At 72.6% G+C, this 25,588-nt stretch carries 21 protein-coding genes; 8 read left to right on the top strand and 13 right to left on the bottom strand.

Going from position 1 to position 25,588, the window contains the following annotated elements:
- Positions 1 to 4 precede the first annotated feature (4 nt).
- Genes ACIGQF_RS14720 through ACIGQF_RS14755 form a run of 8 tightly spaced genes read right to left on the bottom strand, consistent with a single transcriptional unit; the run spans position 5 to position 7,146 of the window.
- Positions 5 to 2,041 carry an NADH-quinone oxidoreductase subunit L gene (locus ACIGQF_RS14720; RefSeq protein ID WP_399709785.1) on the bottom strand — a complete coding sequence of 679 codons (2,037 nt, stop codon included), beginning with the start codon at positions 2,039 to 2,041 and terminating at the stop codon, positions 5 to 7.
- The gene (nuoK, locus tag ACIGQF_RS14725) at positions 2,038 to 2,412 is read right to left on the bottom strand and encodes an NADH-quinone oxidoreductase subunit NuoK (protein ID WP_399709788.1); all 375 of its coding nucleotides are present in this window, start codon (positions 2,410 to 2,412) and stop codon (positions 2,038 to 2,040) included. The genes ACIGQF_RS14720 and nuoK overlap by 4 nt, the downstream gene beginning before the upstream one ends.
- On the bottom strand, positions 2,412 to 3,026 hold the full coding sequence (locus ACIGQF_RS14730; RefSeq protein WP_399709791.1) for an NADH-quinone oxidoreductase subunit J: 615 nt from the start codon (positions 3,024 to 3,026) through the stop codon (positions 2,412 to 2,414). Before ACIGQF_RS14730 ends, nuoK begins: the two co-directional genes overlap by 1 nt.
- The gene (locus ACIGQF_RS14735) at positions 3,023 to 3,622 is read right to left on the bottom strand and encodes a NuoI/complex I 23 kDa subunit family protein (RefSeq protein ID WP_399709794.1); all 600 of its coding nucleotides are present in this window, start codon (positions 3,620 to 3,622) and stop codon (positions 3,023 to 3,025) included. Before ACIGQF_RS14735 ends, ACIGQF_RS14730 begins: the two co-directional genes overlap by 4 nt.
- Complete coding sequence (locus ACIGQF_RS14740) at positions 3,622 to 4,587, bottom strand: NADH-quinone oxidoreductase subunit H (RefSeq protein ID WP_399709797.1); 966 nt, start codon at positions 4,585 to 4,587, stop codon at positions 3,622 to 3,624. Before ACIGQF_RS14740 ends, ACIGQF_RS14735 begins: the two co-directional genes overlap by 1 nt.
- Positions 4,584 to 6,014 (bottom strand): NADH-quinone oxidoreductase subunit C, encoded by a 1,431-nt coding sequence (locus ACIGQF_RS14745; RefSeq protein WP_399709800.1) that lies wholly within the window; start codon positions 6,012 to 6,014, stop codon positions 4,584 to 4,586. The genes ACIGQF_RS14740 and ACIGQF_RS14745 overlap by 4 nt, the downstream gene beginning before the upstream one ends.
- Positions 6,011 to 6,754, bottom strand: a complete 744-nt coding sequence (locus ACIGQF_RS14750; protein WP_399709803.1) for an NADH-quinone oxidoreductase subunit B — start codon at positions 6,752 to 6,754, stop codon at positions 6,011 to 6,013. Before ACIGQF_RS14750 ends, ACIGQF_RS14745 begins: the two co-directional genes overlap by 4 nt.
- Positions 6,745 to 7,146, bottom strand: coding sequence for an NADH-quinone oxidoreductase subunit A (locus ACIGQF_RS14755; protein WP_052864802.1), 402 nt, complete (start codon positions 7,144 to 7,146; stop codon positions 6,745 to 6,747). Before ACIGQF_RS14755 ends, ACIGQF_RS14750 begins: the two co-directional genes overlap by 10 nt.
- Before the next feature lie 241 nt (positions 7,147 to 7,387).
- On the opposite strand from ACIGQF_RS14755, the gene ACIGQF_RS14760 reads away from it, so the two are divergent.
- The 6 genes from ACIGQF_RS14760 (at position 7,388) to rarD (ending at position 15,733) form a co-directional block, all read left to right on the top strand.
- The gene (locus ACIGQF_RS14760) at positions 7,388 to 8,581 is read left to right on the top strand and encodes a sensor histidine kinase (protein ID WP_399709807.1); all 1,194 of its coding nucleotides are present in this window, start codon (positions 7,388 to 7,390) and stop codon (positions 8,579 to 8,581) included.
- Positions 8,582 to 8,774: 193 nt separating this feature from the next.
- Positions 8,775 to 10,112 (top strand): sensor histidine kinase, encoded by a 1,338-nt coding sequence (locus ACIGQF_RS14765; RefSeq protein WP_399709810.1) that lies wholly within the window; start codon positions 8,775 to 8,777, stop codon positions 10,110 to 10,112.
- 254 nt (positions 10,113 to 10,366) lie between these two features.
- Positions 10,367 to 11,026, top strand: coding sequence for a LuxR C-terminal-related transcriptional regulator (locus tag ACIGQF_RS14770; protein WP_399710154.1), 660 nt, complete (start codon positions 10,367 to 10,369; stop codon positions 11,024 to 11,026).
- Between the two features lie 331 nt (positions 11,027 to 11,357).
- A complete protein-coding gene (locus ACIGQF_RS14775) occupies positions 11,358 to 13,328 on the top strand; it encodes a 2-oxoacid:acceptor oxidoreductase subunit alpha (protein ID WP_399709812.1) in 1,971 nt (656 codons plus the stop codon).
- A complete protein-coding gene (locus ACIGQF_RS14780; RefSeq protein WP_399709815.1) occupies positions 13,321 to 14,415 on the top strand; it encodes a 2-oxoacid:ferredoxin oxidoreductase subunit beta in 1,095 nt (364 codons plus the stop codon). The genes ACIGQF_RS14775 and ACIGQF_RS14780 overlap by 8 nt, the downstream gene beginning before the upstream one ends.
- Before the next feature lie 307 nt (positions 14,416 to 14,722).
- Positions 14,723 to 15,733, top strand: coding sequence for an EamA family transporter RarD (gene rarD, locus ACIGQF_RS14785; protein WP_399709818.1), 1,011 nt, complete (start codon positions 14,723 to 14,725; stop codon positions 15,731 to 15,733).
- Positions 15,734 to 15,811: 78 nt separating this feature from the next.
- Here rarD and ACIGQF_RS14790 read toward each other — a convergent pair whose 3' ends face one another.
- The 4 genes from ACIGQF_RS14790 to ACIGQF_RS14805 all read right to left on the bottom strand — a co-directional run bounded on the left by ACIGQF_RS14790 (position 15,812) and on the right by ACIGQF_RS14805 (position 20,351).
- Positions 15,812 to 16,738, bottom strand: coding sequence for an ABC transporter permease (locus ACIGQF_RS14790; protein WP_399709821.1), 927 nt, complete (start codon positions 16,736 to 16,738; stop codon positions 15,812 to 15,814).
- Positions 16,725 to 17,768, bottom strand: a complete 1,044-nt coding sequence (locus ACIGQF_RS14795; protein WP_399709824.1) for an ATP-binding cassette domain-containing protein — start codon at positions 17,766 to 17,768, stop codon at positions 16,725 to 16,727. The genes ACIGQF_RS14790 and ACIGQF_RS14795 overlap by 14 nt, the downstream gene beginning before the upstream one ends.
- 111 nt (positions 17,769 to 17,879) lie before the next feature.
- On the bottom strand, positions 17,880 to 19,136 hold the full coding sequence (locus ACIGQF_RS14800; RefSeq protein WP_399709827.1) for an outer membrane lipoprotein carrier protein LolA: 1,257 nt from the start codon (positions 19,134 to 19,136) through the stop codon (positions 17,880 to 17,882).
- Positions 19,137 to 19,337: 201 nt separating this feature from the next.
- Positions 19,338 to 20,351 (bottom strand): polyprenyl synthetase family protein, encoded by a 1,014-nt coding sequence (locus ACIGQF_RS14805; protein WP_399709830.1) that lies wholly within the window; start codon positions 20,349 to 20,351, stop codon positions 19,338 to 19,340.
- Between the two features lie 248 nt (positions 20,352 to 20,599).
- Here ACIGQF_RS14805 and ACIGQF_RS14810 point away from each other — a divergent pair, with 248 nt between their 5' ends.
- On the top strand, positions 20,600 to 22,072 hold the full coding sequence (locus ACIGQF_RS14810) for a peptide MFS transporter (RefSeq protein ID WP_399709833.1): 1,473 nt from the start codon (positions 20,600 to 20,602) through the stop codon (positions 22,070 to 22,072).
- A gap of 20 nt (positions 22,073 to 22,092) precedes the next feature.
- Complete coding sequence (locus ACIGQF_RS14815; protein ID WP_399709836.1) at positions 22,093 to 24,090, top strand: CocE/NonD family hydrolase; 1,998 nt, start codon at positions 22,093 to 22,095, stop codon at positions 24,088 to 24,090.
- Positions 24,091 to 24,346: 256 nt separating this feature from the next.
- Here the strand turns inward: ACIGQF_RS14815 and ACIGQF_RS14820 are convergent, their stop codons facing one another.
- A complete protein-coding gene (locus ACIGQF_RS14820; RefSeq protein ID WP_399709839.1) occupies positions 24,347 to 25,543 on the bottom strand; it encodes an NAD(P)-binding domain-containing protein in 1,197 nt (398 codons plus the stop codon).
- Positions 25,544 to 25,588: the final 45 nt, after the last annotated feature.

A 25,588-nucleotide genomic window follows, 5' to 3' on the forward strand; every position in this document is an offset into this window, starting at 1 on the left:
AGTGTCAGGCTCCCGTGCCCGTAGCGACGAGGACGGCGGCGACGGCCAGCACGAGTGAGCCCGCGAGCAGCGCGCCGAGATAGGTCTGCACGTTGCCGGTCTGCGCCCGGCGGACGGCCGTGCCCAGCCAGCGGGCTCCGGTGCCGGCGCCGTGCACGTACGTGTCGACGACCTCGCGGTCGAGGAAGCGGACGAGCCGGGCGGCGGCGCGTACGGGCCGGACGAAGAGCGCGGTGTAGACGGCGTCGAGGTGGAAGCCGCGGGTGGCGGAGGCGTGCAGCGGGCCGAGCAGGAGACGGCCCGGGTCGGCCGGGTCCGGCGCTCCGGCGTTGTCGCCGTACGCCGCGGCGTGCGTGGCGATGGCCTCCTCCTCGGAGACCGCGGGGGCGGCTTCCGGGTCCACCGCGACCGCGCCGAGGGGTGCGCGGGCGGCGACCGCGGTCGTGTGCCGCCAGGCGCCGTACATGATCAGCGCGCCGGCCAGCGCGAGGCCGGTGCCGAGGACGGAGGTGACCAGGGTCGGCGCCAGTTCGTTGCCGTCGAACCAGTCGGGGAGGACGGGCGCGGCGATGCCGAACGCGGCGGTGGGGATGAAGAGCACCCACAGCACGGCGTTCATGACCAGCGGCTGCTTCCCGTGGTCGGGGGCCTCCTGCGGGCCGCGGCCGAAGAAGGCGAGCAGCCAGAAGCGGGTCGCGTAGGCGGCCGTGAGGAGGGCGGTGAGCAGACCGGCGATGAGGACGGTCCAGCCGGCGGCGGTCGGTACGGAGCCGAGGTGGTCCTGGGCGGCACCGCCGAACGCGAGGTGGGCCTCGCCGACGGCGGCGTGCTCGGCCGCGCCGAGGACGGCCTCCTTGGAGAAGAAGCCCGCGAAGGGCGGGATCGCGGCGAGCGCGAGCAGCGCCACGGTCACCGTCCAGAAGGCGTCGGGGATGCGCTTGGACAGGCCGCGCATCCGCGACATGGCGGCGAGCGAGTTGGTGCCGGCCGCGTGGATGATCACGCCGGCGCCGAGGAAGAGCAGCGCCTTGAAGGCGCCGTGCGAGAGGAGGTGGAAGACGGCCGCGCCGCGGTCGCCGACGGCCAGCGCGCCGGTCATGTAGCCGAGCTGGCCGACCGTGGAGTACGCCAGGACGCGCTTGATGTCGTCCTGGGCGAGGGCCGCGAGCGCCGAGCCGACCATGGTCACGGCGGCCATCACGGCGAGCACGACCAGCGCGGCGGCGGACGCCGCGAAGACCGGGAGGAGCCGGGCGATGAAGTAGACACCGGCCGCGACCATCGTGGCGGCGTGGATCAGCGCGGAGACCGGCGTGGGGCCGGCCATCGCGTCGGGCAGCCAGGTGTGCAGGGGGAACTGCGCGGACTTGCCCGCGACACCGGCGAGCAGCAGCAGCGCGACCAGCGTCGGGTGGTGCAGGTCGCCGCCGGCGACGGCGTTCAGGATGCCGGTGATGCGGAAGGTGCCGGCGTCCGCGGCCAGCGCGAAGAGCCCGAAGAGGAAGGGGACGTCGCCGAGCTTGGTGACCAGGAAGGCCTTGAGGGAGGCGGACCGGGCGGCCTCGGTCTCCCAGTAGTGGCCGACGAGGAAGTACGAGCAGATGCCCATGATCTCCCAGCCGACCAGCAGCACCATCAGGTCGCCGGAGTAGACGACGAGCAGCATCGCGGAGGTGAAGAGGGAGACCAGCGCGGCATAGGAGGCGTAGCGCGGGTCGTCGCGCAGATAGCCGGTGGAGTAGACGTGCACGCACGTGGCGACGACGCCGACGAGCACCGCCACGAGGGCGGCGAAGCCGTCGATGTGCAGGGCCAGCTCGATGGGGACCGAGCCGGTCGGGGTCAGCTCCGTCGCCGCATCGACGGCCGCTCCCCCGCCCTGCCGTACGGCCACGACGACGGCCAGCACGGCCGCGGTGAGGGGCGGCAGGACGGCCAGCGGCCGCACGAACCCGGGCGCGCGCCGTCCCAGCAGGAGGCCGAAGGCGGCACCGAGGAACGGCAGGAGGGGGACGAGGACGGCGGTGGTCGTGGTCGTCACGCGGCGGCCTCCGCCTGCTGGTCGGACGGGTGGTGCGCATGCTCGTCCGCGCCGTCTCCGGCGGGGCGCTCGGCGAGGTCGGTGAGCCGGTCGACGTCGGAGCTGCCGCGGTTGCGGTACACGAGCAGGACGATCGCGAGGCCGATGCCGATCTCGGCGGCGGCGACGGCGATCGTGAAGAGGGTGAGCGCCTGGCCGGCGTGCAGGGCGTCGCGCAGCCAGACGTCGAAGGCGACGAGGTTGAGGTTGACGGCGTTGAGCATCAGCTCGACGGACATCAGGACCAGGATCGCGTTGCGCCGGGCGAGGACGCCGTAGAGGCCGACGCAGAAGAGGAGGACGGCGAGGACGGCGGGGTAGGCGAGATGCATCAGCGCTGTCCCTCTCGGCGTGCGGAGTCGGGCACGACGGCCGCGGCGGCGCCCGGTACGGACCGGCCGTCCGGCGTGTCCGCCCCGTCCTTGCGGGACAGGACGATCGCGCCGACGAGGGCGGCCAGCAGGAGCACGGACAGCGCCTCGAAGGGCAGCACCCAGTGCTGGAAGAGGCTGCGCCCGGAGACCTCGGTGGAGCCCTGGACGGCGTCGAGGTCGATCCAGGACGCCCGGAAGGCGTCGACGACGACCCAGACGAGTACTGCCGCGGAGGCCACGGCCACCAGGAGCGCGGCCCAGCGGTTGCCGGAGTCGGCGTCCGGGGAACGGCCGATGGGCGCCCTGGTCAGCATCAGTCCGAAGAGGAGGAGGACGACCACGGAACCGACGTAGATGAGCACCTGCACCCACGCGATGAACTCCGCGGTGAGCAGGAGGTACTCCACGGCGATCCCGCCGAGGGCGACCACCAGCCACAGGGCGGCGTGCACCAGCTGCTTGGTGGTGACGGTGACCACGGCCGCGCCGAGCGTGACCATGCCGACGAGGAGGAACGCGATCTCCACGCCGCTGGGCGTCAGGAAGCCGTGGCTTGCGGCGGCGAGCGTCACGCTTCCTCCCCCTCGGCCGGGCCGGTCCCGCCGGCCTGCTCGGCAGCCTGCCGGGCCTCCTCGGCCTCCTTGGCCTGCTGGGCCGCCAGCTTGTCGGCGGCCTTCTGCGCGGCGGTGATCTCCTTGGGCTGCTCCGCGCCCGGGTCGAGCGCGGGCGGCTCGGGCACCGTCCACATCCACTCGCGCAGCTTGTCGCGCTCGTGGGTCAGTTCATGGATGTCGGTCTCGGCGTACTCGAACTCCGGCGACCAGAAGAGAGCGTCGAACGGACACACCTCGATGCAGATCCCGCAGTACATGCACAACGAGAAGTCGATGGCGAAGCGGTCGAGCACGTTACGGCTGCGCTCGCGGCCCCCGGGGGCCGCCGGCGGCACGGTCTCCTTGTGGGAGTCGATGTAGATGCACCAGTCCGGGCACTCACGGGCGCACAGCATGCAGACCGTGCAGTTCTCCTCGAACAGCCCGATGACACCACGGGTACGGGGTGCCAGCTCGGGCTGGACGTCCGGGTACTGCTCGGTGACCGTGCGCTTGGTCATGGTCCGGAGGGTCACGGCGAGGCCCTTGGCGAGGCCGGAGCCGGGGATGCCCATTACGAGATCACCACCTTGATGACGCCGGTGAGGGCGATCTGGGCGAGAGCGAGCGGGATGAGGCAGGTCCAGGCGAGCTTCTGCAGCTGGTCCTCGCGCAGACGCGGGTAGCTGACCCGGAGCCAGATGACGCCGAAGGCCAGGACGGCGGTCTTCAGCAGCATCCAGAGCCAGCCGAGCCCGTCGGCGCCGAAGGGACCGTGCCAGCCGCCCAGGAAGAGGACCGCGGTCAGCGCGCAGAGCACGACGATGCCGGCGTACTCCGCGAGCAGGAAGAGCGCGAAGCGGAGCCCGGTGTACTCGGTGTAAGCGCCGAAGATGATCTCCGAGTCGGCCACCGGCATGTCGAACGGCGGGCGCTGCAGCTCCGCGAGCCCGGCCGTGAAGAACACCAGGCCGCCGACGATCTGCCACGGCACCCACCACCAGTGGAAGGCGTCGAGGATGCCGGGCAGCGACAGCGTGCCCGCGGCCATCGCGACGGACGCGGCGGCGAGCAGCATCGGCAGCTCGTACGCCAGCAGCTGCGCGGCCGTACGGAGACCGCCGAGCAGCGAGAACTTGTTCGCCGACGCCCAGCCCGCCATGAGGGAGCCGAGGACGCCGACGCCCATCACCGCGAGCACGAAGAAGACACCCGCATCGAGCGCCTGTCCGACCGCGTTGCCCGGGCCGACCGGGATGGCGATCAGTACGAGGAGGTACGGCAGCAGGGCGACGGCCGGCGCGAGCTGGAAGATCCTGCGGTCGGCGCCCGTCGGGACGATGTCTTCCTTCTGCGCGAACTTCACGCCGTCGGCGACCAGCTGCGCCCACCCGTGGAAGCCACCGGCGTACATCGGGCCGAGACGGCCCTGCATGTGCGCCATGACCTTGTGTTCGGTCTGCCCGATGACCAGCGGGAAGACGAGGAAGACCACGAAGACGGCGAGCACGCGGAGCACGATCGCGAGCGTGTCACTCATGGGGTGCCGCCTCCTGTCTCGTCGTCGGTTGACCCGTCGGTCCGTTCGGTGCGGGTGGCGCCGTGGGCGCCTTCGGCGCCTGCGGGCCGGGCGGTGCCTTCGGGGGCGTCGGCCGGCACGTCCTCGGAAGCGCCGCCCTCGTCCTGGGGAGCGTCCTTCTTGGGGGCCTCCTCAGAGGCCTCCTTGGGGGACGCCTCGGCGGGCCGCGCCTCGGGGGGCTCCGTCCTGGAGGATTCGGCATCCGAGGACTTGGCCCCCGGGGACTCGGCCCCCGGGGTCTTCGCCTCGAACGCGGGACGCGCATGGTGCCACGGTGCGTCCGAGGAGCGCGGAGCAGTCCGCGGGGCGGACGCCGCCGTACCGGTCTCCGGCGCGCCGGCCCCAGGGGCGCCGGCCTCGGACGCACCGGCCTCCGGCGTACGAGCCGGGTCGGCCGCCGCTTCCTTGGCGGCCTCGGCGGCCTTCGGGGCCTCCGTGTCCTTCGGCGGCTCGACGCCCTTGGACTCGGGCTTCTCGGTGGCCGCCGCGGCCTGCTGGCTCGCCGAACCGGCGCTCGCGCTGCGCGTCCGGCGGGCCGGACGCTCACCGGCCGCACCGGCCGCACCGGCCGCCCGGCCGGCCCCCGCACGCCCCGCGGCACCGGCACCGCCGGCCGCTCGGGCGCCGCGGGCGGCCCCGCGTGCCGGACGGGCCGGAGCGGGCGGCAGCTGGCCCTTGAGCGGGCCCCACTCGTTCGGATCGGGGACGCCCGGCGGCAGCATCTGGCGGCGCTTGGGGCCGCCGTGCTCGGACTCGCCCGGCTCCTTGGCACCCGGCCACGCCTTGGCGACCCGCGCGGCGAGCACGAAGTCCTTGCGCAGCGGGTGGCCTTCGAAGTTCTCGGGCAGCAGCAGCGGCGTGAGGCCCGGGTGGCCGGCGAACTCCACGCCGAACATCTCGTGCGTCTCGCGCTCGTGCCAGCCCGCGCCGGCGTACACGTCGATCGCCGTGGGCAGCACGGCCTTCTCGTGCGGCACGGTCGTCCGTACGAGGAGCCGCCGGGCCCCGCCGGGGCGGGACACGTCGGCGACGTGCGCGCAGACGCGGAAGCCCGTGCCGGGCTCGTCGACGGCGCTCAGCCAGTCGAAGTACGTGCAGCCCAGGACGTCCCGGGCGGCGGTCAGCGCGTCGGTCCAGGCGGTCGCCGGTACGTCGACGGTGAGCAGGCCGTACGCCTCCTCGGCCGTGGCCCCGGCACCGAAGATCCGCTCGGCCGGCTCCGGCAGCCAGCCCACGGGAGGGGCGGGAGGAGCGGGCGGGGCCTCGGCAGTCCCGGCGCCCTCGGGCGCTTCGGCGGAGGCCCCTTCGGGCGCAGCGCTCTCGGCCTTCTCAGGTGCCGTGCCCGTCGGCTCCTCGGGCGTGCCCGGCTCTGGCGGCTGGGCCGTCATCGGGTGTCCTCCCCGGTCTGCTCGGACGACGGCTGCTCGGTCCGGCGCCCGGCGCCCGGCTGCCCGGCATCCGGCTGTGCGGCCGACGGCCGGTCCGTCGCGGCGGGCGGCGTCGGCGGAGCGACCAGGCCGCTGCGCAGCGCCTCGGTGGACGCCCGGCCGGCGCGCTTGCCCGCCTTACCGGCCTTGCCGCCGTGGCCGTAGCGCTCGCCCAGCGACTCGCGGGCGATCTTCTCCTGGAGCTTGAGGATGCCCTGGAGCAGCGCTTCGGGGCGCGGCGGACAGCCCGGTACGTACACGTCCACCGGGATGATCTGGTCGACGCCCTTGGTGACGGAGTACGAGTCCCAGTACGGGCCGCCGCAGTTGGAGCAGGCCCCGAAGGAGATCACGTACTTCGGTTCGGGCATCTGCTCGTACAACCGCTTCACCGCGGGCGCCATCTTGTCCGTGACCGTGCCGGACACGACCATCAGGTCGGCCTGACGCGGGCCGGGCGCGAACGGGATCACGCCGAGCCGGATGAAGTCGTGGCGCGCCATGGAGGCGGCGATGAACTCGATCGCGCAGCAGGCGAGCCCGAAGTTGAAGACCCACAGGCTGTAGCGGCGGCCCCAGTTCAGGACCACCTTCATCGGTTCGGGGGCGAGACGGGCCAGCGGGCCGAGGCGGCGCGGCTCGGGCAGGAGCTCGGGGCCCGGCGAGGCTCCGTTGGCCGCGGAGGCGGGGGTCACGTCCATTCCAGGACGCCCTTCTTCCATGCGTAGAGCAGGCCGACGGCGAGGAAGCCGAGGAAGATGAACATCTCCACCAGCGTGATGCCGCCGAAACCAGGGGCGGCGTAGACCGTCGCCCAGGGGAAAAGGAAGATCGAGTCGACGGCGAAGATGACGTACAGGAAGGCGTAGACGTAGTAGCGGACCTGGGTGTGCGCCCAGCCCTCCCCCACGGGGTCCACGCCGCACTCGTACGTGAGCAGCTTCTCGGGTGTGGGCACCACTGGACGCATCAGCCGGCCCGCCCCGAAGGCCACGGCCACGAAGAGCACACCGATCACGGCGATGAGCCCGACGGCCGAATAGCCTTGGAAGTAGTCCGCGGCGCTGATGGTGCGTACGGTCGTGTCCGGCACGTCCGCCCCTCGCTCCCTGACTGCTCGTGTGCAGCGGGTCGCCTTCACGCCCCGTAGGCGTCCGGCCACCCCTCTGCAACCGCTTTCGCCGAAATTTTTCGACGATCTGTACGCACGGGAGTCTAGGCCCTGCGGGGGTCCGGCCGAGCAGTCCCATCTGCGGGAAGGTGGGGATATCCCTACTTCGCCCCACCTATCCACCCCATGGCACCGGGCCGCGCGTCCCGGCAAGCTGACCGGCATGACGGTGACCTCCGACCCGGGTACGCACGCCGATGCCGGCGTTGACGACGGCGTGGCCCCTGCCCCGCCCCCGCCCCGCGCGGCCCTGAGCGCCGCCACCTGGCGGGAGATCGCGCATCTGCTGTGCAACCTGCCGGTGGCCGTGGTGGCCTTCGGGCTGCAGGTCGGCTGCCTCGTGGCGAGCCTGGGGCTGTCGGTCACGGTCATCGGGCTGCCGCTGCTCGCTCTGGTCCTGTTGGGCTGCCGGCAGTACGGGAGGCTGGAGCGGGCCAGGGCCCGCGTGCTCCTCGGGGTGCGCGTCGGCCTGCCGAGCCCGCCGCTCGTCCGGGAGCCGGGCTTCTTCCCCTGGCTGTGGGCGCATCTGAAGGACCCGGTCGGCTGGCGGCACGCGCTGCACGCCTTCGTGCGGCTGCCCTGGGGCGTCCTGACTTTCACGCTGACCTTCGTGTCGCTCTTCGTGGCCTGGCCGGCGCTGCCGTGGCTGGCGCGCTGGCTGTCGAACGTGGACCGGGCGCTGGTACGGGGGCTGCTGTCGCCCTCCGACGAGCTGGAGCGGCGGATCGCCGAGCTGGAGTCGGGGCGGGGCGCGGTCGTGGACACCGCGGCGGCCGATCTGCGGCGCATCGAACGCGACCTGCACGACGGCGCGCAGGCCCGCCTCGTGGCGCTGGCCATGGGCCTCGGGCTGGCCAAGGAGAAGCTGCTGGAGGACCCGGACGCGGCGGCCCGCATGGTGGACGAGGCGCACGGCGAGGTGAAGCTGGCCCTTCAGGAGCTGCGCGACCTGGCCCGCGGCATCCACCCGGCGATCCTCACCGACCGCGGTCTCGGGCCGGCCCTGTCGGCACTCGCGACGCGCTGCACGGTGCCGGTCACCGTCACGGTGGACATCGGGGCGCGGCCCGCGCCGGCCATCGAGGGCATCGCGTACTTCACGGTCTCCGAACTGCTGCAGAACGTCTCCAAGCACGCGGCCGCGCGCAGCGCCTCCGTGGAGGTGTGGCGGTCCGGGGACCGGCTGCTGCTCCAGGTGCGCGACGACGGGCGCGGCGGGGCGCGGCCGGACGCGGGCAGCGGGCTGGCCGGCCTGGCCGACCGGCTCGGCTCGGTGGACGGGCTGTTCGTCCTCGACTCGCCGGCGGGCGGGCCGACGCAGGTCACGGCCGAACTGCCGTGGCGCAGCGCGCCCTGACGTCCGCCCGTCGCGTGGGGTGGGGAAAACCCGAGGTTCAAGACGCCGACCGGCTCCATGTCCCCTCCGCCCCGGAACGGACAAGGTGGACGTGCACGACCACCGAAGCGCCCGCCAACCGGCATCCGGCTCCCGGCTCCCGAGGGCGACCACAAAACGCTGCACACCGGCAGAACGGACGGGACGAGACGCCATGGACACCGCATACGGCCCGGCACCCCGGGCACCGCACGCCCCCGAAGGACGCGGCACGAGCCGCATCCCCTTCGTACTGCGCGCGCCCTTCTCCGGCCGTACCTGGCGGGAGTTCCTGCATCTATTGCTCGGCCTGCCGGTCGCCGTCGTGATGTTCAGCTACGCGGTCACGATGTTCTCGCTCGGCGCGGGGCTGCTGATCACCTTCCTCGGGATACCGGTGCTGGCCGCCGGCCTCGTCGGCTGCCGCGGTCTCGGCGCCGTGGAGCGGGTACGGGCGCGGGCCCTGCTCGGGCTGGACGTCCGCGCCCCGGAGCCCGTGCGGACCGGCCGGCCGGGTCTCATGAGCCGGGTGGGCGGCGTCCTCAAGAGCGGGGCGTCCTGGCGGCACTTCCTCTACTGCCTGCTGCACTTCCCGTGGGCCGTCTTCGCGTTCTCCGTCGCGGTGACGCTGTGGACGGCCGGCTGGAGCCTCCTCACGTACCCGCTGTGGCGCTGGACCTTCCCGATGTACCTCGGCCAGGACGGCATCCAGCTCTACGGCGACGGGACGCACGGCAGCTACCTGGACACCCCCGGCGAGATCGCCGTGACCAGCGTCGTCGGACTGCTCCTCGTCCTGGTCTGGGGCGGGACGGTGCGTGGCCTGAGCCAGGTGGACCGGCTGCTGGTGCACGGGCTGCTCGGCCCCTCGCGGCTGGCCGACCGGGTCACGGAGCTGGAGTCGGACCGTACGGCGGTGTCCGAGACCGCGGCGGCCGACCTGCGGCGCATCGAACGCGACCTGCACGACGGCGCGCAGGCCCGCCTCGTGGCGCTGGCCATGGATCTCGGGCTGGCCAAGGAGAAGCTCCAGGAGGATCCGGAGGCGGCGGCCCGCATGGTGGACGAGGCGCACGGCGAGGTGAAGATCGCGCTCCAGGAGCTGCGCGACCTGGCCCGCGGCATCCACCCCGCGATCCTCACCGACCGCGGCCTGGGCCCGGCGCTCTCGGCGCTCGCCGCGCGCTGCACCGTGCCGGTGGAGGTGAGCGTGGACCTGACGGCGCGGCCCGCCGCTGCGATCGAGGGCATCGCGTACTTCACGGTCTCCGAACTGCTGCAGAACGTCTCCAAGCACGCGGCCGCGCGCAGCGCGTCGGTCGACGTGTGGCGGACCGAGAACCGGCTGATGGTGCTGGTCTCCGACGACGGTCGGGGCGGCGCGCACACCGGGTCCGGCAGCGGCCTGGCGGGGCTGGCCGAGCGGCTGGACGCAGTGGACGGGCTGCTGGTCGTCGACTCGCCGGCGGGCGGGCCGACGGCGGTCACGGCGGAGCTGCCCTGGCGCGACTGACACCGGGCGGCGGCCAGACGGGGCGGGTAGCACCTCGCGCGGCGGAGGGGGAACACCCGCCTCCGCCGTTCGGCGTACCGCGCCCGCGGGCCGGTGATCGTACGGCTTTTCGCCCGCTCACGCGGCCGTCCACAACCGGCCATTCCGAGTTATCCACAACCCGCACGGTGATCCGACACACGCGTCCGAATCCTGGGATGCTGAAGCACGTCGAATCAGAACGGGGTGGGGGAGCCGAGATCGTGGAGAACAGCGTGCGGGTGGTCATCGCCGAGGACTCGGTGCTGCTGAGAGAGGGGCTGACGCGCCTGCTGACGGACCGGGGGCACGAGGTCGTCGCGGGGGTGGGGGACGCCGAGGCGTTGATCAAGGTCATCGGGGAGCTGGCGGACGGCGGGGAGTCGCCGGACGTGGTCGTTGCGGACGTCCGTATGCCACCGACACATACGGACGAGGGCGTGCGCGCCGCGATCCGGCTCCGTCGGGACCACCCCGACCTGGGAGTACTGGTGCTGTCGCAGTACGTCGAGGAGCAGTACGCGACGGAGCTGCTGGCCGGTTCGAGCCGGGGCGTCGGCTATCTGCTCAAGGACCGGGTAGCAGAAGTGCGTGAGTTCGTCGACGCGGTGGTGCGGGTGGCGGAGGGCGGCACGGCCCTCGACCCCGAGGTCGTCGCCCAGTTGCTGGGCCGCAGCCGTAAGCAGGACGTACTGGCCGGTCTCACGCCGCGGGAGCGTGAGGTGCTGGGACTGATGGCCGAGGGGCGGACGAACTCCGCGATAGCCCGGCAGCTGGTGGTGAGCGACGGCGCGGTGGAGAAGCACGTCAGCAACATCTTCCTCAAGCTCGGCCTGGCCCCGAGTGACGGGGATCACCGCCGCGTGCTTGCGGTACTCACCTACCTCAATTCCTGATCGACTGACACCCTGTCAGTCAATGGCGCCGGTGCGGGGGCGCCACTCCGGCACGGAGTACGGAGCGCTGAACCAGCGTTGAAGCACGGAGCGTCTACAGAAGAAGCCGCGGGGGGCGGATAATTCATGACGAAGTACGACAGAGCGGCACCTCGCTCGCGCGTCCACGATGCGAGCACGGCGTCTCATTTTCACGTCCACCATGTGATCGCCTCCAGGAAGGCGACCCTTACAGACGTACGATGGCCGTGGGACGACAGGTCCGCACGATGCGTCCCGGATGCCCTGCCCATGGCGGGGACACCCAAGGCCCCGAGGGAGGTCCGAAGCAGTGACCAGCCAGGTCAGTAGCCCAGCCGACAAGACCGACGGTGCACTCGCGGGAGAGCGGTCGCAAGCCCCCGCGACGGAGAACGGCGCCGGCAAGGAGGTCCGCCGGCTGGACCGGGTCATCATCCGGTTCGCGGGCGACTCCGGTGACGGAATGCAGCTCACGGGCGACCGGTTCACCTCCGAGACGGCCTCGTTCGGCAACGACCTGTCCACGCTGCCGAACTTCCCCGCAGAGATCCGCGCCCCCGCCGGCACGCTGCCCGGCGTCTCCAGCTTCCAGCTGCACTTCGCCGACCACGACATCCTCACGCCCGGTGACGCGCCCAACGTCCTGGTCGCGATGAACCCCGCGGCACTGAAGGCCAACCTCGCGGACGTGCCGCGCGGCGCGGACATCATCGTGAACACCGACGAGTTCACCAAGCGCCCGATGGCGAAGGTCGGTTACACCACCAGCCCGCTGGAGGACGGCTCGCTGGAGGCGTGGAACGTCCACCCGGTGCCGCTCACGACGCTGACCATCGAGGCGCTCAAGGACTTCGGCCTCTCCCGGAAGGAGGCCGAGCGTTCCAAGAACATGTTCGCGCTCGGTCTGCTGTCGTGGATGTACCACCGACCGACGGAGAGCACCGAGGCGTTCCTGCGGCAGAAGTTCGCCAAGAAGCCGGAGATCGCGGAGGCCAACGTCACCGCGTTCCGGGCGGGCTGGAACTTCGGTGAGACCACGGAGGACTTCGCGGTCTCCTACGAGGTGGCGCCGGCGACCAAGGCGTTCCCGACGGGTACGTACCGGAACATCTCCGGCAACCTCGCGCTGTCCTACGGCCTGGTCGCCGCGGGCCGCCAGGCGGACCTGCCCGTCTACCTCGGCTCGTACCCCATCACCCCGGCCTCCGACATCCTGCACGAGCTGTCCAAGCACAAGAACTTCGGTGTGCGGACGTTCCAGGCGGAGGACGAGATCGCGGGCATCGGCGCGGCGCTGGGCGCGGCGTTCGGCGGCGCGCTGGCCGTGACGACCACCTCAGGCCCGGGGGTGGCGCTGAAGTCGGAGACGATCGGCCTGGCCGTCTCCCTCGAACTGCCGCTGCTGATCGTGGACATCCAGCGCGGCGGGCCGTCGACGGGCCTGCCGACCAAGACCGAGCAGGCCGACCTGCTGCAGGCGATGTACGGGCGCAACGGCGAGGCGCCGGTGCCGATCGTGGCGCCGCGCACCCCGGCGGACTGCTTCGACGCGACGCTGGACGCGGCCCGTATCGCGCTGACGTACCGCACGCCGGTCTTCCTGCTCTCCGACGGCTACCTGGCCAACGGCTCCGAGCCGTGGCGCATCCCGGAGGTCGACGAACTGCCCGACCTGCGCGTGCAGTTCGCCACCTCGCCCAACCACGAGCTGGCGGACGGCACCGAGGTCTTCTGGCCGTACAAGCGCGACCCGCAGACCATGGCCCGGCCGTGGGCGGTGCCCGGCACGCCGGGCCTGGAGCACCGCATCGGCGGCATCGAGAAGCAGGACGGCACGGGCAACATCTCCTACGACCCGGCCAACCACGACTTCATGGTCCGCACCCGGCAGGCCAAGATCGACGGCATCGAGGTGCCCGACCTGGAGGTCGACGACCCCTCGGGCACCGCCGACACCCTGGTCATCGGCTGGGGTTCGACGTACGGGCCGATCACCGCGGCCGTACGCCGGGTGCGCCGCGCCGGGGGCGAGATCGCCCAGGCCCACCTGCGTCACCTCAACCCCTTCCCGGGGAATCTCGGTGCGGTGCTGGGGCGTTACGACAAGGTGGTCGTTCCCGAGATGAACCTGGGCCAGCTCGCGACGCTGCTGCGGGCGAAGTTCCTCGTGGACGCCCAGTCGCACACCCAGGTGAGCGGGATGCCGTTCAAGGCGGAGCAGCTCGCCGCCCACCTCCAAGAGGTAATGAAGCAGGGCCCGAAGGAGGCCATCAATGACTGAGACGATCGCGGAGGGTGCGGCGCAGATCGAGGCGCTTTCCCTGGTGCCCAAGGCCGAGGCCAAGCAGTCCATGAAGGACTTCAAGTCCGATCAGGAAGTGCGCTGGTGCCCCGGCTGTGGCGACTACGCCATCCTCGCCGCCGTGCAGGGCTTCATGCCCGAGCTCGGCCTGGCGAAGGAGAACATCGTCTTCGTCTCCGGCATCGGCTGTTCCTCCCGCTTCCCGTACTACATGAACACCTACGGGGTGCACTCCATCCACGGCCGTGCCCCGGCCATCGCCACGGGCCTCGCCTCGTCCCGGCGCGACCTGTCGGTGTGGGTGGTCACCGGTGACGGCGACGCGCTCTCCATCGGCGGCAACCACCTCATCCACGCCCTGCGGCGGAACGTCAACCTCAAGATCCTGCTGTTCAACAACCGGATCTACGGGCTGACCAAGGGGCAGTACTCGCCCACCTCCGAGGTCGGCAAGATCACCAAGTCGACGCCGATGGGGTCGCTGGACGCGCCCTTCAACCCGATCTCGCTGGCGATCGGCGCCGAGGCGTCCTTCGTCGCGCGCACCGTCGACTCCGACCGCAAGCACCTCACCTCGGTGCTCCGCCAGGCCGCGGAACACCCGGGCACGGCGCTGGTGGAGATCTACCAGAACTGCAACATCTTCAACGACGGCGCGTTCGAGGCGCTGAAGGACAAGGAGCAGGCACAGGAGGCCGTGATCCAGCTGGAGCACGGGCAACCGATCCGGTTCGGCGTGCCTGCCGAGGACGGCCTGGGCTCCAAGGGCGTCGTGCGCGACCCGGCCACGGGCGACCTGCGGGTCGTCGACGTCACCCAGGAGGGCACCGCGGGCGTGCTGGTGCACGACGCGCACAACCCCTCCCCCACCACGGCCTTCGCCCTCTCCCGGCTCGCCGACGCGGACACCCTGCACCACACGCCCATCGGCGTGCTGCGCAGCGTGGACCGGCCCGTCTACGACACGGAGATGAGCGACCAGCTGGACGCCGCCATCGAGCAGAAGGGCAAGGGTGACCTCGCCACCCTGCTCGCAGGCAACGACACCTGGACGGTCGTCGGCTGACGCCTCGCGGGGCGGCCACGGCCGCCCCGGTTTCCCGGCTGCCCGGGACCGGTTCACGTACCGGTCCCGGGCAGCGGTGCGTGTGGCCGAGGGCAGCCGCGTCGGGGGCGGCCGCGTGTGCCCGAGGCCCGGCCGGATGCCCGAGGCCCCGCCGTACGGGGCCCCGCGCCCTCCCCCGGCGTCCGCCCCTGCCCGGATCCGGATCTGTAACGACCGTATTTAAGATACGGGCATGACAGGCGGGGCGAGCGGCGCTACCTTTCGAAGAGCCGCGCCGTATCGCGTCCGTCCCGCCCAGGAGGAACCCTTGTCCGCTCAGTCCGACCAGCGCACCGGCCTGGTCTACGGCTTCGTCGCGTACGGCCTGTGGGGCTTCCTCCCCCTCTACTGGCACCTGCTGTCCGCCGCCTCCGCCACCGAGATCCTGGCCAGCCGCATGGCCTGGTCGCTGCCGGTGGTCCTCGTCATGCTGGCCGCGCTGCGCCGCTGGTCGTGGATACGCCCGCTGCTGCGGCAGCCGAAGCGGCTCGGCCTGATCGTGGTCGCGGCCGCCGTCATCTCGGTCAACTGGTACCTCTACATCTGGGCGGTCAACACCGGCCACGTGCTGGAGGCGTCCCTCGGCTACTTCATCAACCCGCTGGTCAGCATCGCCTTCGGCGTGCTCTTTCTGCGGGAGCGGCTGCGCCCGCTGCAGTGGACCGCGGTGGGCGTCGGCACGCTGGCGGTTTTGATCATGGCCATCGCGTACGGCCGGGTGCCGTGGATCGCGCTCACGCTCGCGTTCTCCTTCGCCACGTACAGCCTGGTGAAGAAGGGGATCAAGCTCGGCGGCATCGAGGGGTTCAGCACGGAGACGGTGATCCAGTTCCTGCCCGCGCTGGCCTGCCTCGTGCTGCTCGGCGTACGCGGCGAGTCCGGGCTCGTCAGCGGCGGCACCGGCCAGGCCTTGCTGCTCGCGGGCAGCGGCCTCGCCACCGCGCTGCCGCTGATCGCCTTCGGCATGGCCGCGGTCCGGCTGCCACTGTCGGTGCTCGGCATGCTTCAGTACCTCGCGCCGACCTTCCAGTTCGTGCTGGGCCTCACCGTCTTCCACGAGACCATGCCGCCCGAGCGCTGGGCGGGCTTCGCCCTGGTGTGGCTCGCCCTGGCCGTCCTGACCTGGGATGCGCTGCGCACGGCCCGCTCGTCCCGGGCCGCACTGGCCACCGCCCGCGCCTCGGCCGCCGAAGCGGTGGCGGAGGGCGCCGGCCCGGAGGCCGTGGCGGAGGCGGCCGCCACCGAACCGACCACGACCCCGTCCCCCGCCAAGCCGTAACCGGCCCTCAGGCCGTAACCGGCCAGGGGCCGGGAGCCAGACGCCGGGGGCCAGGGACCACGCGCCCTCGCCGACCCCTCAGGCCGTGACGTCCCGCGTGGTGAAGCGGGCCCATGCCGCCGAGCCGAAGACGAGTACGTAGACCGCCTGGAGGCCCAGGTTGGCGCGGATGTCGTCCCAGTAGACCGGGGCGCGCAGCAGGTCGGCGAAGCTCAGCCAGTAGTGCGGGAAGAGGTAGGGCTGTACGGGCGCCAGCTGGGGGAGGGTGTCCAGGATCTGCACGGTGACCACCAGCCCCACCGTCGTCGCCATCGCCGCGATCCCGCTCCCGGTGAGCGTGGAGACGCACAGGCCCAGCGCCGCCACCCCGGTCAGCGACAGCGCGACCGTGCCCGCGACGGCGAGCGCCCGCAGCAGGCCCTCGGCGAACGGCACGGCCGTACCCGACAGCAGCGTGACCTCGCCCAGCGGGAACAGCAGCGCGCCGACGGCCAGCGCGGAGGCCGCCACCACCAGGGTCGCGGCCAGCGAGAACACCAGCGCGGTGACGTACTTGACGAGCAGCAGCCGGGTCCGCCCGGCCGGCGCGACCAGCAGGTACCGCAGCGTCCCCGCGCCCGCCTCGCCCGCGACCGCGTCCCCGGCGACCACCGCCAGCGCCATCGGCAGGAACACCGGGAGCGTGGCCGCGAGCGAGGTGAAGACCAGGAAGAGGCCGTTGTTGGTCACCAGCGAGATGAAGGCAGGGCCGCCCCGCCCGCCGTCCGCGGTCTGGACCCGTACCGCGATCCCGACCAGGACCGGTACGCAGGCCAGTACGGCGAGCAGCATGAGCGTGCGGCGCCGCCGGAACGTCGTACCGAGCTCGTTGCGCAGCAGGCCGAGCGACCACAGCGGGCGCGGGGCACGCACACCGGCCGCGCCCCGTTCCCCGTCTGCCGCCCGGTCCGGCGTACGCGCCTGGCCCCGCCCCTTCCCCCGCACCGCCGTGTCACCCCGCGACATCGAAGCCCTCTCCCGTCAGTGCCACGAAGACGTCCTCCAGTGAGGCGCGTTCGGTCCCGAAGCCGCGGACGCGTACCCCGACCGCGACGAGCGCGGCGTTCAGTTCGGCCGGATCCGGCTCCTCCCCGCCCGGCCCCGGCGGCAGCTCCCCCGTCACCCGGTCCCCGGTGACCACGAGGTCGGAGAGGCCCTGCTCCTTGAGGACCCGTACGGCGTCCGCGGTGTCCGGGGTGGTGACGGCCAGCCGGCCGCGCGCCCCGGCCGCGAGTCCGGCGACCGTGCCCTGGGTGATCAGCCGGCCGCGGGACATCACCGCGGCGTGCGTGCAGACCTGCTCGATCTCGTCCAGGAGGTGGGAGGAGAGGAAGACGGTCGTGCCGTCGGCGGCCAGTTCGCGCACCAGGCCGCGGATCTCGCGCATGCCCTGCGGGTCCAGGCCGTTGGTCGGCTCGTCCAGGATCAGCAGCTCGCGGGGCTGGAGCAGCGCTGCGGCGAGCCCGAGCCGCTGCTTCATGCCGAGCGAGTACGCGCGGGCCCGCTTGCCGGCCGCGGCGGCCAGACCGACCCGCTCCAGGGCTGCGGCCACCCGCGCCGGCCGGGTACGGGGGTCGGCCGTCGGATCGGCGGCGTCGTACCGCAGCAGATTGGCCCGGCCGGTGAGGAAGCCGTAGAGGGCCGGGCCCTCGATGAGCGCGCCGACCCTGGGCAGCACCCGCCGCGCGGCCGCGGGCATCGGCTCGCCGAGCAGCCGGGCGCTGCCCGCCGTCGGCCGGATGAGCCCCATCAGCATGCGGATGGTGGTGGTCTTGCCGGAGCCGTTGGGGCCGAGGAAGCCGAAGATGCTGCCGGGCGGCACGGACAGGTCGAGCCCCTCGACGGCCGGCCGGCCGCTCCCGTACGCCTTGGTCAGCCCGCGCGTCTCGATGACGGGCGGACCGGCCTCGCCGCCCTCCGGTACCGAGCCGCCCTCCTGATCCAAGCCGGTCTCCGGTGCCGCTCCACGGTCCCCGTCCGACGACGGTGGCGCCATGCACTCCCCCACTGCGATCCGGGGCCGGGGGCACCGCCGCGCACTCAGCGCGGACGTGCCCCCGGCCGTCTGCCGGAATCACCGGGTGGTGGCCGGGTGCCACCACCGCGGTCACTTCGCCGCGTTCGCCGCCTTGACCAGGGTCTGCCGGTCGACGGCGCCGACGTAGACCGTGCCGTCGTCCGTCATCAGGGCGTTCACCAGGCGGGTGCTGAAGACGTGCCCGGAGCCGAAGCTGCCGGTCACCTTCTCGCCCATCGAGTCCAGGAACTTGGCGGCGTCGCCGGTGGCGCCCGGCTTGCCCCCGGGGGCCGCCTTCTCGCCCTGGCCCTTGCCGCCGCCGTCGATCTTCGCGATCGCGGTCCAGCCGTGGCCGATGACATCCATGCCGCCGGAGTCCCGGCCGCCCACCTCGCCCAGGCCGTGCGGCAGGACGCCGGGGAGCTTGTTCGGGCGGTCCTCGGCCTTGCGGTCGTGCTGCGTACGGACCTCGTCGCCGTCGATGACCTTCGCGTCCTTGGGCGGCTTGAACGCGAACGTGCCGGCCTCGGGCCTGGCGAAGTCCACGGAGGTGAAGCCCGCCTGGACGACCGGTGCGCCGCCGCTCTTCGGGGCCAGCGTGAAGCGCAGCGGTACGCCGTTCTGCGCGTCGACCGCGATGCGGATCGAGCCGACGGTCGAGCCGGACTGCTTGGGCTTGATCAGCAGCTGGTAGGCGTCCCGGCCGGCGACCTTGGCGGTGCCGTCGACGGTGACCGACGTGGTGTCACCGGCCGCCGCGAGGGCCTCCTCGGCGAGCTTCTGCGGGGTCATGTCCCCCATCGACCGCGGCGCCGCGTGCTTCTCGGCCTTCGGGCCGGTGGCGCGGAAGGCGGTGTTGCTGCCGCTGTCGTACGCCCATACCTTGTCGCCGTTGCGGACCAGGCTGTACTCGGCGGCCTTGTCGAGGACCGACACCCGCTGCCGGTCGGCGCCGTCGGCGGCCACCCGCAGCGTGTGCGTGCCGGAGGCCAGCTCCATCAGCTTGTCCTTGGGGTCGGCGGCTCCGCCGTCCTTGTCCCCTCCCGCGCCGCCGAACGCACCGGCGCTCATCCCGCCGGGCAGCTCCGGCAGGCCGAGGTCGGTACTGATCTGTACCGTGCCGGACAGCTGCTGCACGTCCGACGCCGCTGCCTTGGCGATGAGGTCCTGAGCGGATATCTCCGGCAGGTCGGGGGAGCCGGCGAACGCCGGGACCAGCCCGATCGTCGCTGCCGCCACCCCCGCCACCGCGACCGGAACGCCGTAACGGACGACCTTGCTCCGTCGCGGCCGGTCCCCTCCGTCGTCCCATTCGCCGGTGATCCGTGTCGGTTCGTTCCGTGGCATGTGCTCTACCTCCGTCGTAGGCGGCGGTCCCGTCCCGATGCACTCGTCCACACCTCGGGCTCATTGTGGCCCGCTCCGCCGTGGCGTGGTGGTGTCAATGCCACCAAATCCGCCAACACAAAGCGTCAGCCCCGGGGCTGGAACGGTGTACTGCTGAAGGATGAGACCACCCCTGAGACGAGGGGAGGCCGGCGGCCGGGCTCAGCCCGCCCGGTGCACCACCGCGTCGCACAGCTCCTGGAGCGCCGTCTTGGCCGGGCACTCCGGCAGCGGCACCAGCGTCGCGCGGGCCTCCTGCGCGTACCGGACGGTGTCGCGGCGGGCCTGCTCCAGGGCGGGGTGGGCGCGCAGTCCGGCCAGCGCCTCGGCGTGCCGGGCGTCGTCGGTGAGGTCTTCTTCCAGCAGGGCGGCCAGCGCGCGGTCGGCGTCGGTCGCCCGGTCCGAGGCGGCGAGCGCCCGGAGGTGCAGGACCGGCAGCGTCGGGATGCCCTCGCGCAGGTCGGTGCCGGGGGTCTTGCCGGACTCGTGGGAGTCGCTGGCGATGTCCAGCACGTCGTCGGCGAGCTGGAAGGCGGTGCCCAGCCGCTCGCCGTACTGGGTGAGGATGTTGACCGTGGACTCATCGGAGCCGGCCATCATCGCGCCGAAGCGGCAGGCGACGGCGATCAGCGAACCGGTCTTGCCGGCGAGGACGTCGAGGTAGTGGTCGACCGGGTCGCGGCCGTCACGCGGGCCGGCGGTCTCCAGGATCTGGCCGGTCACCAGCCGTTCGAACGCCTCGGCCTGGATGCGGACCGCCTCCGGACCCAGGTCCGCCAGCATGTGCGAGGCACGGGCGAAGAGGAAGTCGCCGGTGAGGACCGCGACGGAGTTGTCCCAGCGGACGTTGGCGCTGGGCACACCGCGGCGCACGGTGGCCTCGTCCATGACGTCGTCGTGGTACAGCGTCGCGAGGTGCGTCAGCTCCACGACCACGGCCGAGGGCACCACGCCCGGGGCGTGCGGGTCGCCGAACTGCGCGGCGAGCATCCCCAGCAGCGGCCGGAAGCGCTTGCCACCTGCGCGGACGAGATGCTGCGCGGCATCGGTGATGAACGGCACGTCGCTCTTGGTGGCCTCCAGCAGGCCCTCCTCGACAGCCGCCAACCCGGCCTGGACATCGGCCTCAAGAGCCTGGTCCCGCACGCTCAGCCCGAAGGGCCCGACGACGGTCACGAGGGTTACTCCTGTCTGCTGACGATCAAACTGATTGTCGATCTGTCGCTGTCTCCACCATTGGCCAGCGTATCCGGTCCCAGTTCGATCACCGTGAGCGCCCGCCCGTCTCCATGGTCCCCGCGGCCGACGGGCCGTGCGGCCCCGGGCCCGGTATGTTCTTGATCACCCAAGGTTGTGGGTTTTGTACTCGGAGGAACGGAGAGCAGAAGCAAGTTAATCGCCCGCCAGCCCCAGGAGCCACACCCGTGTCCGGACCACCGCACCCTCGCGACGACCGTTCGTTCCTCGGCCACCCACGAGGCCTGCTGACCCTCTCGGGCCTGGAGGTCTGGGAACGGTTCTCCTTCCTCGGCATGCAGGCCATCCTGGTCCTGTACTTCGCCGACACGGTCGCGCACGGCGGACTGGGCATGGCCGAGAACACCGCGGCGTCGGTCACCGCCGCCTACGGCACCCTGGTCTACCTCGTCTCGGTCGCCGGCGGCTGGCTCGCGGACCGGATGCTCGGCTCCTACCGCGCGGTCCTGTGGGGCGGCGTCCTCATCGCCTGCGGCCACTACTCCATGGCAGTGCCCACGGCCGCCATGACCTGGGTGGGCCTGGGACTGATCATCGCCGGTACGGGCCTGCTGAAGCCGAACGTCTCGACCATGGTCGGCAAGCTCTACGCCACCGAGGACGAGCGCCGGGACGCCGGCTTCGCGCTGTACTACATGGGCATCAACATCGGTGCCTTCCTCGCCCCGCTGATCATCGGCTGGCTGGGTCAGAAGCAGGGCTGGCACTGGGGCTTCTCGGCCGCCGCGGTCGGCATGACGCTGGGCCTCATCCAGTACATCGCGGGCCGCAAGGGGCTCGCGGGCCGCAAGCACAGCGCGGAGTTCGCCCTGCCGCAGTCGGCGATGCGCCGCGCGACCTGGCTGATCGCCGGCGGCTGCGTGCTGGTCGCCGCCGTCGCCACGGGCCTGGCCCTGGCCGGCTGGCTCACCATGGACCGCACCGTGGACGTCCTGACGGTGATCTCGGTGCTCGCGCCCGTCGCCTATTTCGTGGTGATGTTCCGCAGCCCCCGGGTCAGCGCCGAGGAGCGCGGCCGGCTCCGCCCCTACCTGGTGCTCTTCGCCGCCTCCGTGGTCTTCAACTTCGTCCTCTTCCAGTCGTACTCGACGATGACGCTGCTGGCGGCGAACCATGCCGACACCGAGATCCTCGGCTGGGAGTTCCCCTCCACCTGGTACAACTCGGTGCTCGGCGGCGCCGAAGTGCTGCTCGCGCCGGTCGTCGCGGCCGTCTGGGTCAAGCTCGGCAGGCGCCAGCCGCACGCCTCGCACAAGATCGCGTACGGCGTGATCCTGGGCGGGCTGTCCTTCCTCGTCATGGTGCCCGCCACGCACGGGCGCACCGGCGACTGGAAGATGGCCGCCTGGTGGATCCTGATCTCCTTCGTGCTGCTCGGCCTCGGCGACATCCTGCTGGAGACCACCGGCATGTCCGCGACGACCAAGCTCGCGCCCGCCGCCTTCGCCAGCCAGACGATGGCCCTGTGGTTCCTCTCGCTCGCCCTGGCCAACGGCATCCAGGCACAGGCCGTGAAGTTCTTCGGTGAGATCTCCGACGAGCTGTACTTCGGTCTCAACGGCGCCTTCGCGGTCGTCGTGGGCCTCGCGGTGATCGGCGCAGGGCCGTGGCTGCGCCGCACCATGCACCCCGTCCACTAACGCTCATTGGACCTGCCCCCATGCACATCCGGACCGACTTCCCGCACCGGACGTTCCAGGAGGACGTCCGCATCCCCCTCCCGGACGGCACCCAGCTCTACGCCCGCATCTGGCGCCCGTACGGCACAGAGCCCGTCCCGGCCCTCCTCGAATACCTGCCCTACCGGCTCAGCGACTGGACCGCGCCGCGCGACGCGCAGCGCCATCCCTACTACGCGGGCCACGGCTACGCCTCCGTCCGCGTGGACGTCCGCGGGCACGGCAACTCCGAGGGACTGCCGACCGACGAGTACTCCGAGACCGAGCTGGCCGACGGCATCGCCGTCATCGAGTGGCTGGCCGCGCAGCCCTGGTGCTCCGGCAAGGTCGGCATGTTCGGCATTTCCTGGGGCGGCTTCAACAGCCTCCAGCTCGCGGCCCGCGCACCCGAGGCGCTGAAGGCGATCGTCACGGTCTGCTCGGCGGACGACCGCTTCGACAACGACGTGCACTACATCGGCGGCTCGCTGCTCGCCGTCGACATGCACGCCTGGGCCGCCACGATGCTCGCCTTCGTCTCCCGGCCGCCGGACCCCGCGCAGGTAGGCGACGGCTGGCGCAAGCAGTGGACGGACCGCCTCGAAGCGGTCGACCCGTTCCTCCACACCTGGCTCGCGCACCAGTCCCGGGACGCGTACTGGCAGCACGGCAGCGCCTGCGAGGACTACTCCGCGATCAAGGCGGCGGTGCTCGCCGTCGGCGGCTGGCACGACCCGTACCGCGACACCGTGCTGCGGCTGATCGAACACCTCGACGCGCCCGTACGCGGGATCGTCGGGCCCTGGTCGCACCAGTACCCGGACCGCGGCCTGCCGCCGGGCCCCGCCATCGGCTTCCTCCAGGAGACCCTGCGCTGGTGGGACCACTGGCTCAAGGACGAGGACACCGGTGTCGAGGACGACCCGCTGCTGCGTTCCTGGATCAGCGAGTCCCACCCGCCGGCCACCGTCTACGACGAGCTGCCGGGCCGCTGGGTCGCCGACCCCGCCTGGCCCTCCCCGCACGTCACGCCGACGACGCACACGCTGCCCGGCGACCGGCCGCTGCTGGTCCGCTCGCCCCAGCACACCGGCGTCGACGCGGGCCGCTACTTCCCGTTCGGCAACGACGCGGACCTGCCGCCGGACCAGCGCGAGGAGGACGGCCGCTCGGTCTGCTTCGACCTGCCGGAGCTGACCGAGCGGGTGGAGATCCTGGGCCGCCCCCGGGTCACCCTGCGCCTGACGTCCGAGGTGCCGCACGGCCAGGTCATCGCCCGCATCTGCGACGTGGCGCCGGACGGCTCCTCGACGCTGGTCACCCGCGGGGTGCTCAACCTGCTCACCCGGCACGGCCGGGACCGGGCCGTCGAGTGGATGCCGGGCACGACGGAGGACGTGACGTTCGAGCTGAACGGCATCGGGCACGCCTTCCCCGCCGGGCACCGCATCCGCGTCGCGCTCTCCTCCGCGTACTGGCCGTGGGTCTGGCCGCACGCGGGCAGCGAGGCCGGCTGGACGGTCGACCCGGCCGCCAGCTCCGTCGAACTGCCGGTCCGTACGCCCCGGGCCGACGAGCCGGAGATCGCCTTCGCCGAGCCGGAGCAGTCCGAGCCGCTGGGCGTGGTGTTCCCCGGCGGCGGTGACCAGCGCCCCGAGCGCAAGGTGATCCGGGACGTCGCGGCCGGCACCTGGACGCTGGAGGTCGACCCCCGGTACGGCGGCACCCGGATCTACCCGGACGGCCTGGAGTTCACCGAGGACGCGCTGGAGACGTACCGCATCGACAGCGACGCCCCGGAGAGCGCCGCGACCCGCTCGGACTGGTCGATCCGGCTGCACCGGCCCGACCTGGGCTGGGACGCCCGGATCGAGACCCGCTCGGAGATCACCACGGACGGCGGCGACTTCGTGACGCGGAACGAGGTCGTATGCCGGGACGGCGAGGAGGAACTCTTCCGCCGCAGCTGGGAGCGCCGCATCCCGCGTACGGCGGTGTGAGCCCGAAGAGCGGGCGGGGGGGGGGGGGGGGGCACCAATCTAGCGGGGGCCCCCCCCCCCCCGGGGCGGGGGGGGGGGGCGGGCCCCGCCCCCCCCCCGCCGCGCGGGCGGCGGGGCGCCGGGGGCGCGGCCCCCGCCGCCCCCCCCCCCCCCCCCCCCCCCCCCCCCCCCCCCCCGCTCAGGGGCGCGGGGGAACTGCGCGACCAGCCACCCACGGCCGGCAGCCGCAGACTCACGGTCGCCCCGCGGCGAAGCCCTACCGCCGCCCGGCCAGCGAAGCGGCCAACCGCGGCGACGCGAACTCCGTGCCGCACACGAACCGCATCACCGGGCCGTAGCTGGCCGCCGCCGGCAGCCCCGTGAAGTACAGCCCCGGTACCGACGACTCGAATCCGGCGCCCAGCCGCGGCCCGCCCGCGCCGACCGCCAGCTCGGTCCGCAGCCCCTGGCCGAGGAAGTCCAGCGCGCCCAGGTCCACCCGGTAGCCGGTGGCCGCCAGCACGTGGTCGGCGGACAGCTCGCCGTCGTATCCGTCGGCGCCCCGCAGCGACAGCACCGTACGGCCGCCCTCGACCCGGGCCCGGACGATCCGGCGCCCCGCCGTCACCTGCACGCGGCCCACGAACCGGTCCCGCAGCCACCACGCGCCCAGCGGCCCCAGCACCCGCTTGACCAGGAACTGCCGCGACGGCGCGGGCAGGTAGCGGAAGCCGCCCGCGTGGTACGAGAAGGCGTACAGCGACCAGGCGTTGCCGAACGGCGTCTCGGGGCGCAGCTTGGGCTGCCGGTCCGGCGGCGCGCCGAAGCCGACCGCCTGCCGGCCCCGGGCCACCACCCGTACCGTCGCCCCGGCGTCCGCGAGCAGCACCGCGCTCTCCAGCGCCGACTGCCCCGCCCCCACGACCACGACCTCCCGGCCGGCGAACCCGGACAGGTCGGCGTGCTGGGAGCTGTGCGAAACGGGGCCGGTGGGGGCCGGTCCGTCGGGTGCCGCGTCGGCCAGTTCGGCGGGGACGTGCGCGAAGCCGGTGAGGCCGGTCGCCACGACCACCGCGCGGGCCTCGAACTGCTCGCCGCTGTCCAGCTTCAGCCCGAAGGCGTCCCGCTGCCGGTCGACGGAGACCACCCGGACCTCTTCCAGGTCCGGCACCAGCCGCTGCTGGAACCACCGCCCGTACCGGACGAAGGTCTCCACCGGGATGATGTCCCAGTCCGACTCGTACCGCCGCTCCCCCGCGGCCGCGCAGTAGTCGACGAGGGTGTGGCCGGGCTGCGGGGTGTCGATGCTGGACGCCGCCGGCGTGGACTTGAGCAGCATGCCGGCCGGCATGTGGTCGCTCCAGCTCACCATCGGGCGGCCGAAGGTGCGGACGGGTATACCGCGTGCGCGGAGATGAGCGGCGGTGGACAGGCCGAAGGGGCCTGCGCCGATGACTGCTACCGGAGTGTTCACTCGGGTTTCCCTCCCCAGGGTGCTGCTGATCGTCGTGCTGCGTAC

This window comes from Streptomyces sp. NPDC053560 (assembly GCF_044544605.1).
Lineage (GTDB): Bacteria > Actinomycetota > Actinomycetes > Streptomycetales > Streptomycetaceae > Streptomyces.

Bases quoted from the DNA above. Each gene is read 5' to 3' on its own strand.
- nuoK (WP_399709788.1), bottom strand. From the start codon at position 2,412: ATGCATCTCGCCTACCCCGCCGTCCTCGCCGTCCTCCTCTTCTGCGTC.
- ACIGQF_RS14735 (WP_399709794.1), bottom strand. From the start codon at position 3,622: ATGGGCATCCCCGGCTCCGGCCTCGCCAAGGGCCTCGCCGTGACCCTC.
- ACIGQF_RS14740 (WP_399709797.1), bottom strand. From the start codon at position 4,587: ATGAGTGACACGCTCGCGATCGTGCTCCGCGTGCTCGCCGTCTTCGTG.
- ACIGQF_RS14745 (WP_399709800.1), bottom strand. From the start codon at position 6,014: ATGACGGCCCAGCCGCCAGAGCCGGGCACGCCCGAGGAGCCGACGGGC.
- ACIGQF_RS14750 (WP_399709803.1), bottom strand. From the start codon at position 6,754: ATGGACGTGACCCCCGCCTCCGCGGCCAACGGAGCCTCGCCGGGCCCC.
- ACIGQF_RS14760 (WP_399709807.1), top strand. From the start codon at position 7,388: ATGACGGTGACCTCCGACCCGGGTACGCACGCCGATGCCGGCGTTGAC.
- ACIGQF_RS14765 (WP_399709810.1), top strand. From the start codon at position 8,775: ATGGACACCGCATACGGCCCGGCACCCCGGGCACCGCACGCCCCCGAA.
- ACIGQF_RS14780 (WP_399709815.1), top strand. From the start codon at position 13,321: ATGACTGAGACGATCGCGGAGGGTGCGGCGCAGATCGAGGCGCTTTCC.
- ACIGQF_RS14790 (WP_399709821.1), bottom strand. From the start codon at position 16,738: ATGTCGCGGGGTGACACGGCGGTGCGGGGGAAGGGGCGGGGCCAGGCG.
- ACIGQF_RS14795 (WP_399709824.1), bottom strand. From the start codon at position 17,768: ATGGCGCCACCGTCGTCGGACGGGGACCGTGGAGCGGCACCGGAGACC.
- ACIGQF_RS14800 (WP_399709827.1), bottom strand. From the start codon at position 19,136: ATGCCACGGAACGAACCGACACGGATCACCGGCGAATGGGACGACGGA.
- ACIGQF_RS14815 (WP_399709836.1), top strand. From the start codon at position 22,093: ATGCACATCCGGACCGACTTCCCGCACCGGACGTTCCAGGAGGACGTC.